Here is a 13,173-nt window from a genome sequence, read left to right as displayed (position 1 = left end):
AGTTCATCCGTGGTAAGATGGGTGTAGGTCATTTGTGGTCACTCCTTTGTATTCTTTGGTCGGAATTACAAGTTGAGTGTACCACAAATGGCTGTTTTAGTTGTCTAGCTTAATTTTACAATCGGCGGTATTAAAAAGAAATGGATAATTAAGTGTATCTAAAGTATAATAAAAGTAAGAATTAAATATGACAGAGGTGATTCTGTGAAAGTGAAGAAATATTACCGTACCCAACGGGAAGTTGCAGCTGTTATTAATGAAATAGTTGATGAATATTGGGTAGATAATCTAACAGATGAAGAGTTAGAAGAAAATATAATTATGATTTATAAGAATAACCAACGCAAAATAATAAAAAATGATGATTTTACTACAATACTTAAACAACAATGCGGGAAAAATCGTTTAACCGTCGTAGCAAATATTATTAATAAAAGTTAGGATAAATATTATGAAAAATATTATTATTGAAAATAAGGGCGATGACACACTTTTGAATTTTCTAAAAGGAGTTATCGATAGAGATACGAAGTTAAAGCTTACTGTCGGTGAATTTTCGATCTATGCTTTTTATGATTTGCTAAAAGAAATCAGGCGTGCTAAAAGCTTCGAAGTTATTTTGACTGAGGATAAATTTAGTATTGATGAGGAATCACTTTCAAAAAGATATGAGATTGCCCGACAGAATCAAAGTATATCTGGGAATCAATATGAAATTACGCTAAAAAACAATATGAACTCTACCTATATAGCTAGAGTTATTAACACATTAATTCAAAATAAAGTAAATTTTAAGATTTTGAAACCTGGAAAAAACTTACCTGGTCAATTGATCTTGGAAAATGAACGATCACGAGATAAAAATGTATTTTTGCCTACTATATACAATTTTTCATCTGACGGAATAGGCACTCAACCTTCCAATAATTTGGCACAGCTAACAGCTATTACAGGTGATCAAAATATAGTGCAATCATTCTCTAATACATTTGATGTTAATTGGAACGATAATGATTCGGTAATTACACATACGGATGAAATTATAGATAGGTTGTCTAGTATATCTTCAGAGAACACTCCAGAATGGTTGTATTACGTATCCTTATACCACGTCTTTCATAATCAATTAGATGAATTAGATGAAAAGAGCACGATTAAAGAAGGTACAGGATTCAAAGAAACATCTGTCTGGAATACACTTTATGATTTTCAAAAAGACGGTGTAGTTGGCTTAATAAGTAAACTAGAAAAATATAATGGTGCTATTCTAGCAGATTCTGTTGGGTTAGGTAAAACTTTTTCTGCATTAGCTGTAATTAAATATTATGAACTCAGAAATGATAAAGTTCTAGTTTTAGCACCTAAGAGGTTAAGAGAAAACTGGACCGTCTATACACAAAATGATGTTCGTAATGTATTAGCTGATGATCGCTTTAATTATGATGTATTAAATCATACGGATTTAAGCCGATACGATGGATTTTCAGGAGATATTGATTTAAAAACAATTAATTGGGGAAACTATGATTTAGTAGTTATTGATGAGTCGCATAACTTTAGAAATAATAATCCGACTAAAGATGATCGCATGACTCGTTATGAACGACTAATGGAAGAGATTATTAAAAAAGGTGTCAATACTAAAGTGCTTATGTTATCTGCAACACCTGTTAACAATCGAATGAATGATTTGAAGAATCAAATAGCTTTTATAACGAATGATAACCCACAAGCGTTAGACGCATACGGAATAGATGATCTTGATAATGAATTAAGGTTAGCACAAGCGCGTTATAATGAATGGTCGAGTTTAGAAGAAAAACAAAGAACGACAAGCCGATTTCTTGAAATGGTTAATCCTGGGTACTTTAAAATACTAGATTTATTGACGATTGCTCGTAGTCGTAAGCATATTATCAAGTATTACAATACCAAAGAAATTGGTGAGTTTCCAAAACGATTAAAACCCATTTCTATTAAGTCTGATATCGATATCCAAAAAAAAGTTTCATCAATAAAAGAGGTTAATGATGAAATTAAATCATTAAATTTATCAATATACCAACAGATGGCTTATGTACTGCCGACTCGAAAGGCTCGTTATGAAGATCTTTATGATACCCAAACATCAAGAGGAGTATTTAGACAAGAAGATCGTGAAACAAGTTTAACTGGGCTTATTCGTGTAAATTTATTAAAACGATTAGAAAGTTCAGTTCATTCATTTACATTGACGGTTTCGAGAATGGTCACTCAAATTGAAAATATCCTTGAAGTGATTTCTAAAAGTCAAAATAATGAAATTAAATTACCATCTTTAATCAATTATGATGATGAAGAATTAGAGACAGCATTTGAAGACTATTCAGTGGGTAAAAAAAATAAAATACTTTTAGGTGACATGGATCTTCATCGCTGGAAGATGGATTTAGAAGAAGATTTAGTGAAGTTAAAACAAATTCAGCAAGGAGCAAGGTCAGTAACACCTACTAGAGATGAAAAATTAAACGATTTGCTTCGACTAATTGATAATAAAATTAAAAATCCTATTAATGAAGGAAATAAAAAAGTATTGATATTTACAGCCTTTGCGGATACCGCAAATTATCTATATGAACATGTATCAGACTATGTAAAAAATAAACATGACTTAAATGCTGCTTTGATAACAGGTGGAGGAACGAATAAGACAAATATGTCAGGCATTAAAGTAACAAATATGGAAGACATCTTAGTTAACTTCTCACCAATATCAAAGCATCGGAATAAAATTGATGCGGCTGCTTCGGAAGAGATAGATATTTTAATCGCAACTGATACAATTTCTGAAGGACAAAACTTACAAGATGCGGATTACTTAGTGAATTATGATATTCATTGGAATCCGGTACGAGTGGTTCAGCGGTTTGGACGAATTGATCGAATCGGTTCCAAAAATACTCAAATCCAATTAGTCAATTTTTGGCCGAATATGGAACTAGATGAATATATTAATCTAGAAAATCGAGTCCGTGGAAGAATGGTTCTTTCCAATGTATCTTCGACTGGTGAAGATGATGTAATTAATGAGGAAGCGGACAAAAAAGATATGAACGATATGAATTATCGTCGCAAACAAATGCAGCAACTTCAAGAACAAGTAGTAGATTTAGAAGACGTGGACGGAGCGATATCAGTAACAGACTTAACATATAATGAGTTTAAATCTGATTTGTCTGAGGCTTTAAAAAATTCTGAAAAAGAACTCGTAACTGCGCCAACCGGGATGTATGCTATCACGAATGCAGACTTACTAGAAGAGGCAGAACCAGGGATTATCCTTACGCTAAAACAGCTTTCAAATGAAGATAAAGAACCAACAGGCCTTTATCCTTACTTAGTCATTTATATGAGACAAGATGGTTCAATAAAATTAAATCATTTACATGCCAATCAAATATTAAGTATTTATAAAAAGTTAGCTAAAGGTAAGAATACTGTTTTTCAATCACTAGTTGATCAATTTAATAGTGAAACTCAAGAAGGGAAAAATATGGAAGAATATTCCTATTTGCTCACACAAGCTCTTGAAGAAATTAAAGGAAAAACAGAAGAAGTGGGGATACAATCCTTATTTGCACCTGGAGGAACACACTTTGAATCAGCAGATAATCTAAAGATAGAAGATTTTGAGTTGATTTCATTTTTAATTATAAGGGAGTAGTGATGAATGGATATTGATCAATTATTTGAAATAACAAAACTTCCAGTAAAATCAAAACAGCGATCGAATATTCCTAAAAACGCGATATATCCTCAGCTAAATACAACAGAGGATAAAGATTTGATACAGGATAGCGTTCAATCGATCTATTTAATAGCTATCTTAAACGAACAAACGACGAACTTAGCTGTTTATGAATCCGATGCTGAATATTTTAATGAAATTTTCTTTATACATGTTCATATGCGTGAGAAGGATAAGGAAGAGAAAGTATTCAATATATTAACTCGTATTTTCCCCTATCCTATAATTGTTGTCTTTAACTTTGAAGAATACTCAACTATTCATACCGGAAAATATGATAAAAGACTGATTAATGGTGTGCCTAGTGTTAAGGTTACTAAATCATATTCTTCAAAAAAGTATTCTGAACAGGAAATGAATCAACTGTTTGAACGTATCAATCTAAATCAACTTACACAAAGAAATTTTAAGGAATTATATCTATGGATACAGGAAAACATATTAGGTGATACTTTAAATTTTGTGGCACAAGAGAATAGTAAACCAGTTCTTTTATCTGCGGATGAACGAGATGAAATTAATCAATTAGAAAAAGATATTGATCGACTAAAAATAGAAATTAAAAGAGAAGAGCAAATAAACAAGATTATTCCTTTACAATATGAATTAAATAAAAAGAAAAAACAACTTGAACAGATCACTAAAAGAGGAGAATAATAAATGTCAGACTTAAAACCAATGAGTGGAGAAACTCTAGAGCTTACTAAAAAAAATATAGATAAATTGAAGGAACTTTTTCCAGAAGTCTTAACTGAAAACCAAATTGATTTTGAAAAACTACGATTAATTTTAGGTGATGAGGTCAATGACAAACCGGAAAAGTACTCCTTTACTTGGAATGGAAAAAATAATGCAATTAAAATAGCCCAACAACCTTCAACAGGTACATTAAGACCTAATAAAGAAAACTCAAAGAATTGGGATACAACTGAGAATTTATTTATAGAGGGCGATAATTTAGAGGCTTTAAAACTGCTCCAGAAATTTTACGCTGGAAAAGTTAAAATTATTTATATTGATCCGCCTTACAATACTGGAAAAGATTTTGTTTATAAAGATGACTTTAAAGATAATTTACAAAATTATTTTAAACAAACCGGTCAAGTTGATGATGATGGTAATAAACTAGCAACAAATACTGAATCATCTGGAAGGTTTCATACGGATTGGTTGAATATGATGTATCCACGATTAATTTTAATGAAAAATTTATTAACTGATGATGGTGTTATATATATAAGTATTGACGAAAATGAATCTGATAATTTACGTAAAATACTGGATGAAATATTTGGGGAAGATAACCGATTATCCACTCAGTATATACAGGTTAGATACTCTAATAAATCTTTAAATGAAAAGAATGATTGGCAACCTGTAGTGGAACAAGTTTATATTTATGCAAAAAACAAAAAAAATTTTACTGCTAAAAAACCAGAACAAGAGTATTCTTACGATAAATTTATATATGAAATCGAAGAATTGACAGAGGGAGTCCATACAAATTTAGGTGGAAAAGATACAATAATATTTCCAAAAAATGAATGGAAAATTAAAAAGCATAAAAAAGGTAGTGAAAAATTACTTAAAGAGACTTGGGCAAGTGGCTCAGTTATATCTGGGAATTCTAGTGGAAAATTTTCAAATAGTTATATTACTCCAAGAGCTGAAAAAAATAATGAGTATGGCTATTTATACAAAGTTGAAGGAATAGGAGAAGATGGGTTAGGATATAGATATTTTACAGGCCCATCTAAACCTGGTAACATCAGAGGAAAATTTTTCTCAGGGGTCCCAACAGATAGACTTGAAGAGGCCGAAGAAGGGACATCAATCAAGTACAGTCCAATCCCAAATTATTATGATTTTAGTGGAGACTTTGGCAACATAAGGCATGAGGGAGAAGTTGCATTTAATGATGGGAAAAAACCAGTACGTTTATTAGAACAGTTATTTAACTATACTCATACAGAAGATGCAATTATTTTAGATGCTTTCGCTGGTTCATCATCTACTGCTCATACGGTTATGAATATGAATTCTAAGGATAATATGAATCGTAAGTTTATTATGATCCAGTTACCAGAAGTTGCAGAAGATAATAGTGATGCTAAAAATGCTGGATATGATACTATAGCAGAATTAGGAATTGATAGAATCAAAAAATCTGGAGAAAAAATACTGGAAAATAGTAAATATAATATTGATGTGGGCTTCAAAAATTTAAAGTTGGATAATTCAAATATACAAAAATGGAACATTGATTCTGAAAATATCGAAGAATCATTGTTTTCAATGGAAAATAACTTTGTTGAGGGACGCTCTCATACAGACATCGTTTATGAAATACTTCTTAAGCTAGGATTGAATTTGAATATACATTTCGCAGAGAGTACAGTTGGGGGTTCTACTGTATACGACGTGGCATTCGGAAATGTTTATATAGTCTTAGGTGAGAATATCACTCAAGAAGTGGCTAAGTATATTGCTAATAAACAAAAAGAATATGAAAATGAAAATCCTTCAGTTGTCTTTAATGATAACGGATTTAAGAATGACAACGAAAAATTGAATTCTATTGAAATACTTAAAAATAATGGATTTAATGAAGAACAGTTAATGAGTATTTAAAGGAGAGAACATTAGTGAGAATTAAATTCGATCAACTCGATTATCAAGATGAAGCTGTTAATTCTGCAGTAAATACTCTTGAAGGACAACAAATCCGGAAATCAGAATTCACAATTGTAGAAAGTGGCCCTATGTCTATAGGTGATACACAGACTACTTTAATACCCGAAAATCAAACTGAATTATTTGGAGAAACTCAGTCTATTGGAGTAGGAAATCGTATCATTATCGATGATGAACGTTTATTACAAAACATAAACAAGGTCCAAATAAAAAATGGAATAGCTCCATCAGAAGAATTGTATGGAAATAATAATGCTTTCCCTCAATTCAATATTGAAATGGAAACAGGTACTGGTAAAACTTTCGTTTATTTGAAGTCTATCTTAAAAATGCATCAAAAGTATGGCTTCACTAAGTTTGCAATTATTGTACCATCTATAGCAATTAAAGCCGGTACAATAAAAAACTTAGAAATGACAAAAGAGTTTTTTAAACGTGAGTTTAATGGCGTAATTTATAATTATTTTGAGTATGACAGTAATAACTTAGGAAGAGTTCGAGAATATTCACAATCATCAAATATCGATATTATGGTTATTAATATTCAAGCATTTCGTTCTGAAGCAGGATCTAAAACAGATAATAAAGGTAATAGAAATATAATTTATCGTGAAAGTGATCAAATTGGAGGAAATCGACCGATTGATTTAATTTCTTCCACAAATCCAATAATAATTATTGATGAACCGCAATCTGTAGATAACACGCCATTATCTAAACAAGCCATTAATAATTTAAGACCTTCTTTAGGATTTAGATATAGTGCCACACATAGAGATACTTCATATCCGACACTTTATCGTTTAGGAGCCGTTGAAGCTTATGATCAAGAATTAGTTAAACAAATTGAAGTAGCGAGTGTAACTGCAGATGATGATGGTAATGAAGCGTATATGCGCCTAATTTCAGTGGACCATAAAAAGAATATCACAGCTAAAATGGAAGTATATCAAGAAACCAAAGGCAAAATTAGCAAAAAAATACTAACTTTCCGTAAAGGCGATGATATGCAGAAGAAAACTAGGCTCCCTGCTTATCAAAAAATAGGATTTATTAATGATATAGATGCAACGCCTGGGCAAGAAGCGGTCTACTTTTCTGGAGAACCAAGCTATATAACTTTAAATGCTGCTATTCAAGAAGACTTAGACATCAAACGTATTCAGATACATAATACGATTAAAGCTCATCTAGATAAAGAATTGCTATTAAATCCTAAAGGAATTAAAGTGCTGAGTTTATTTTTTATTGATCAAGTAGATAAATACAGACAGTATGATGAGGACGGAAATGAATTGCTTGGTGAATATGCACAGATATTTGAAGATGAATATAATAAATTAATTGCACAACCACGTTATCGTTCACTTCACCAAACAAATGTTGGAACCAATGAAGTCCATGATGGTTATTTTTCAGTGGATAATAAAAATCGTGTAAAAGATACGCGCGGGGGAACCATTGCCGACGAAACAACCTATGAAATTATTATGAAAGATAAAGAAGGCCTATTGACTTTTTATGACGAAGAGAGAGGGAATATTAGTCGAGCAAATAAAATACGGTTTATTTTCTCTCATTCTGCTTTAAAAGAAGGTTGGGATAACCCGAATGTATTCCAAATTGCAACACTAGTAGAAACTCAAGATACAATCACAAAGAGACAAAAAATTGGACGTGGTTTACGAATAGCTGTAGATCAAAAAGGCGAACGTACATCAGGTTTCGATATAAATACTTTAACAGTGATGGCAAATGAAAGTTATGAAGAGTTTGCAGATAGCCTACAATCCGAATATGAAGAAGACGGAATCCGTTTTGGTATTTTTGAAGAGGAAACTTTTGCGACTATTATTGTTGAAAAAGATAATTTGACTGAAGATATTAAAGTGTTTGGGAAGACTAAATCCAAAAAATTAGTTAAAGAATTGAAAGAAAATGATTATGTGAACTCTAATAATCGGGCAACGGATAAATTAAGACAAGCCATTAAAGATGAAGAGCTTATTTTATCAGAAGAATTTGCACCTTATGAAAAACAAATTATAGAGATAGCAAATACAAAAATTAAAGATCTTAACATTAAAGATGCTTCTAAGAAAACAGATATTACACTAAACGAAAATGCATTAAAATCACAAGAATTTGAAGAATTATGGAATCGTATAAAGTACAAGACGAACTATAAAGTTCATATTGATACAGACCAGTTAATTCAAAATATTATACATGGTACGAATGAATTTGAAGGTATGATTGATATTGAGGTTAGAGGTCGTAGCTATCAATATACAAGTGGTAAGTTAGATATTTCTGATGCTGGGTTTAGAGTTGATGATAAAACGATTACCACAGATTCTGGGTATCTAAGAAGTAGTAACTATGTTTTACCTGACATAATTACGCACTTACAAAATGAAACGAAAATAACACGAAAATCAATTGTGGAAATTTTAACTCAATCGGGTAATTTAGGTAAATTTAAACAAAATCCAATCAGTTATATGATGCAAGCAGCCAAAATTATAAATCAACATAAAGAAAATATGATTGTTGATAATATTGAATATTATAAAACTGGTGAAGAATTTAACGATCTTATCTTTAGAGATACGAGCCAAGGTTCTACTTACGTAGATGAAAGTTCCACTGATTATAAAGTTATAAACAACTCAGATAAAACTATTGTTGATTTTATTCGAACAGATTCTAATGTTGAACGAGATTTTGCTCAAGAATTGGATCAAAGTCGTAGTATTAAGTTTTATGTTAAACTACCAGACAAATTCACAATTGATACACCAATAGGCGGATATAACCCAGATTGGGCGATTGTAAAAGAGGTCGATGGTGAAAATAGAATTTATTTTATTGCTGAGACTAAAGGATCAACGAATCGAATGTCATTAAGAGTAACCGAAAGACAAAAAATTAATGCCGGTGAAAAACACTTTGATTCACTTCAGACAGGAATTGATTATGAGGTTGTTACAAAATTAGATGATTTACATTAATATGTTCATAAATAGCAACTCTTCAATAAAGGAGGGTTGCTATATGTTCTCATTAGGTTTATATAAGTAGATTGGATTTTAACAGAATCGGTTGTAAGCGTAATCAATTTGTGCTGTAGTATTAAGTACCTTGTTAATAACAATCTATCGAATTTAGAGAGGTGTTTGTAGTGAAATTAATTGAAGTAAAAATAAAAAACTTTAGAGGTTATAAAGAAGAGACAAAATTAGAATTGAATAATTTAACAGCCTTATTAGGAAAAAATGATGTAGGTAAATCTACGATTATGGAAGCATTAGAAATTTTTTTTAACAATAAAACAGTTATAATTGAGAAAGAAGATTTATCAATTAATCATGATGAGAACAACAGAGATATTGAAATAACATGCGTTTTTGATAATTTGCCTTCTAGTTTATCTATAGATACATCATCTACAACTACATTAGAGAGAGAATTTTTGTTGAATAGTGATGGATTATTAGAAATTAAAAAGAAATTCAGTGCTACTACTCAGAAACCTAAGCCAAATACAAAGATTGTATGCCAACATCCAATTAATCAAAATTATAATGACTTGTTAAGTCTCAAAAGAACAGAATTAAAGAAACGGGCAGAATATTTAAATATAGACAAAAATATATATGATGCAAGAAATAATGTGAGTATGAGAGATGCAATCTATAATGATTGCACGAATATCGAGTTAATTAGAAATGAAATTGAAGTAGATATTGCTGATGGCAAAAAAATATTTACTTCAATAGAAACTTATTTACCAGCATTTGCATTATTTCAAGCTGATAGAAATAGTTTGGACACTGATGTAGAAGTAACTGATCCTATGAAAATTGCAGTTCAACAAGCTTTAAGTACAGTAGAGAATGAAATAAATATTATTAAAACTATAGTACAAGAAAGAGCCCTAGATACAGCAAGAAGAACGTTGGATAAGCTACAAGAAATGGATGAAACACTGGCTGCTACTTTAGAACCTGAATTTAAAACAGAGCCCAAATTTGATTCTCTTTTTAAGTTAGCTATAAATTCAGATGATGGCATATCTCTGAATAAAAGAGGTAGCGGAGTAAGAAGGCTCATATTAATGAATTTTTTTAGAGCAGAAGCTGAAAGAAGATTAAATGATAATGAGAGAAATACAAATATCATATATGCAATTGAGGAACCAGAAACTGCACTTCATCCAAGTCAACAAAAAATGCTTATAGCTTCTTTAAAAAAATTGTCTGAAAAAAAAGATTGTCAGATTCTCGTTACCACACATAATCCTGCATTAGCAGAATTAATAGAATTGGAAAGTTTAAGACTTATAAAGAAAGAAGACTTAATCGTTTCAATTAAAGGGGGGGATAGTAATATTTATGATGAAATCACTAAAGAGTTAGGAATTTTTCCTGAACCTATTTACGAGAATGTGCGAGGAGTAATTCTTGTTGAAGGGAAAGATGATATTAAGTTTTTAGAACATTTATCAAATGTTCTAAAAGAAGAAAAAATATGTGAAGAAAACTTTAATGATAGGAAAATTTCTATTATTCCTACAGGTGGTTGTAACAACTTGAAATTTTGGGTTCAAACTAAAATAATCGAAGAATTTAACATCCCGTGGGCCGTATTTTTAGATTCTGATAAAAAAGAAGAAACAATGCACACAGATAATGTTCGCACTATAAATCTTTATAAAAAATCCGGTCATATAGCAATTTGTACTAGGAAAAGGGAAATAGAGAATTACTTTAGTCCTGAATTATTTAACCACGAAATTACAATCCAAGATTTTAACGATGCAAAACAGGAAATTAAAGATTTTAAAAGAAGTAAAAGTATAAGAGATAAAGGTAGTCCAATCCAGTTGTACTGGCCACAGATGGAGCTTAAACATATTGAGGTTTCGGGTAATTACATAAATGAAATTGGAGAAGAGTCTAATGAATTATACGAAATCAATGAAGCACTATTGAATATAGTAGAGTAATTATCATTAATAGTTTCTTTACATATGTCATGTTAATATTTAGTATCAAATTTAAGGGGTACACCAACCAATTAATTTACATAAAACATAGGCGTATGCGTGAGGATTTAGTACAAACCATTACCAAAACCATTACTATATGACTCAAAACATTGATGTGAAGGGGCTCAGATGAGCCCCCTCATCTCCATCTTGATTTTCCCGATAATACTGAAAACAAATATTTTTAACACAAGATTGTAGAAAGAGTAAAACACTTCATAGTCTTGTGTTTTTTATACCCCAAGAAACAAAAAAGAGATGCAATTTTTTTTGCATCTCTTTTAGTCATATAATTAATTAAACACTCCAAAGATATCTCGCATGAAGTTAGTAATCGCGTTGTCACGGTTGTTTTCAATTGGGGTACTATCTTCTGTCGTTGTATCTTCTTGGGCTGCTTCTTCCACTAATTCCTCAGCAGGCTCTTGTGCTTTGAGGTTAGTAGGTAGGTCAAGGTCGATCACCTCTGGATGATCTAATAAGCCGTCTAACAGGATTTCGATCTCCCAGTATGAGCTCATACCTTCACCAAAAGTTCCCATCGCTACCGCAATAAAGTCACGGTCTGCTTGATTACCTGTTGCCACAAAGTTCAATCCAGCAGCATCAGTGAAACCAGACTTCAAGCCAGTAATACCAGAACGACCATAAGTGCCACCTTCAAGTAATTGGTTTGGATTGAATAAAATTTGTTCCTCGTCTGTACCTTCCATATAGGTATATTCGCGGGTTGTTGTAATATCTAAGATTTGTGGATATTCTTCAATCGTATGTTGGGCCACTAAGGCCATATCTGCTGCGGACATCGTATTCTCGCTCATCTCATTCGAACCAGGCATCCACCATGATTCTGGAACTTCAATGTTTGGAGCACCTGAAGTTGAGTACATCTGAGCATTTGTTATTCCCCACTCAGTTAACTGATCTTGCATCGCTTGTACAGCAGCTTGTTCGCTACCATAGATCTCCCACATTAAAGCAGAAGTCGCATCATTGGCAGATTGTAACATGACGGCATACATTAAATCCTCAACGGGGTAAGTAATCCCTTCTACCAACCAGACGTTTGATAATTCTACATTAGATGAGATATCTTCCACTATTTCTGTTGGAATCTCGATCTCTTGGTCAAGTTTCAAAGTACCTTCATCTAAGGCTTGATAGATTAAGTACATTGATAATACTTTCGTCATTGAAGCAATAGGGTAAGGAACATTCCCTTCACGATTGGCAAGAATTTTGTTTGTTGCCTGATCAATCATGACATACGAACGAGCGTCCATATTACTATCGTACCATTCTTGCAATTCACTAGGGTAATCTTCTGGCAGTTCAATTGGTTCTGAAGGTTCTAACAATACATTGTTAGAGTTAAAGATAGGTGTTTTACTTACAGCTTGGGCTGTAGTTGGATATAGATTGGCATAACACATGCTTGTTAAAGAAAGCACGGTAAGCCACTTTATTGTTCGTTTATTGAACAAAGTGATGACCTCCTCAAATTTAATACCAATTAATTATAGCGAACTATTTACGCATTTCAAATAGCCTTGGAATATTTTTACTTTATTACATATCTTTTCACACAAAATTCAAACTTTGTTTATGCATTTTCTTGAATTTGTATTATTAAAAAGTA

The 13,173-nt window shown here is 31.7% G+C and carries 7 protein-coding genes; 6 read left to right on the top strand and 1 reads right to left on the bottom strand.

Annotated elements, in window-relative coordinates:
- Positions 1–204 precede the first annotated feature (204 nt).
- The 6 genes from ACEN3Z_RS01370 to ACEN3Z_RS01345 all read left to right on the top strand — a co-directional run bounded on the left by ACEN3Z_RS01370 (position 205) and on the right by ACEN3Z_RS01345 (position 11,492).
- Complete coding sequence (locus ACEN3Z_RS01370) at positions 205–441, top strand: TIGR04540 family protein (protein WP_407089265.1); 237 nt, start codon at positions 205–207, stop codon at positions 439–441.
- Between the two features lie 10 nt (positions 442–451).
- Positions 452–3,703: a helicase-related protein gene (locus ACEN3Z_RS01365; RefSeq protein WP_407089264.1), complete on the top strand. Its 3,252-nt coding sequence runs from the start codon at positions 452–454 to the stop codon at positions 3,701–3,703.
- A gap of 6 nt (positions 3,704–3,709) precedes the next feature.
- Positions 3,710–4,444 carry a DUF4391 domain-containing protein gene (locus ACEN3Z_RS01360; protein ID WP_407089263.1) on the top strand — a complete coding sequence of 245 codons (735 nt, stop codon included), beginning with the start codon at positions 3,710–3,712 and terminating at the stop codon, positions 4,442–4,444.
- Positions 4,445–4,447: 3 nt separating this feature from the next.
- Positions 4,448–6,418: a site-specific DNA-methyltransferase gene (locus ACEN3Z_RS01355; RefSeq protein ID WP_407089262.1), complete on the top strand. Its 1,971-nt coding sequence runs from the start codon at positions 4,448–4,450 to the stop codon at positions 6,416–6,418.
- Between the two features lie 14 nt (positions 6,419–6,432).
- Complete coding sequence (locus ACEN3Z_RS01350) at positions 6,433–9,495, top strand: DEAD/DEAH box helicase family protein (protein WP_407089261.1); 3,063 nt, start codon at positions 6,433–6,435, stop codon at positions 9,493–9,495.
- Between the two features lie 170 nt (positions 9,496–9,665).
- The gene (locus tag ACEN3Z_RS01345) at positions 9,666–11,492 is read left to right on the top strand and encodes an AAA family ATPase (protein ID WP_407089260.1); all 1,827 of its coding nucleotides are present in this window, start codon (positions 9,666–9,668) and stop codon (positions 11,490–11,492) included.
- Between the two features lie 335 nt (positions 11,493–11,827).
- On the opposite strand, the gene ACEN3Z_RS01340 is transcribed toward ACEN3Z_RS01345, so the two are convergent.
- A complete protein-coding gene (locus ACEN3Z_RS01340) occupies positions 11,828–13,018 on the bottom strand; it encodes a D-alanyl-D-alanine carboxypeptidase family protein (protein WP_407089259.1) in 1,191 nt (396 codons plus the stop codon).
- Positions 13,019–13,173 lie beyond the last annotated feature (155 nt).

Origin of the sequence: Ruoffia sp. FAM 26254 (genome assembly GCF_045528545.1) — a bacterium.
Taxonomy (GTDB): Bacteria; Bacillota; Bacilli; order Lactobacillales; family Aerococcaceae; genus Ruoffia; species Ruoffia halotolerans.
The sequence above is the reverse complement of the archived record's forward strand: the minus strand, read 5'-3'. Positions and strand labels throughout refer to the sequence as shown.

Coding starts and splice junctions, on each gene's coding strand:
- ACEN3Z_RS01355 (WP_407089262.1), top strand. CDS start 4,448: ATGTCAGACTTAAAACCAATGAGTGGAGAAACTCTAGAGCTTACTAAA.
- ACEN3Z_RS01365 (WP_407089264.1), top strand. CDS start 452: ATGAAAAATATTATTATTGAAAATAAGGGCGATGACACACTTTTGAAT.
- ACEN3Z_RS01360 (WP_407089263.1), top strand. CDS start 3,710: ATGGATATTGATCAATTATTTGAAATAACAAAACTTCCAGTAAAATCA.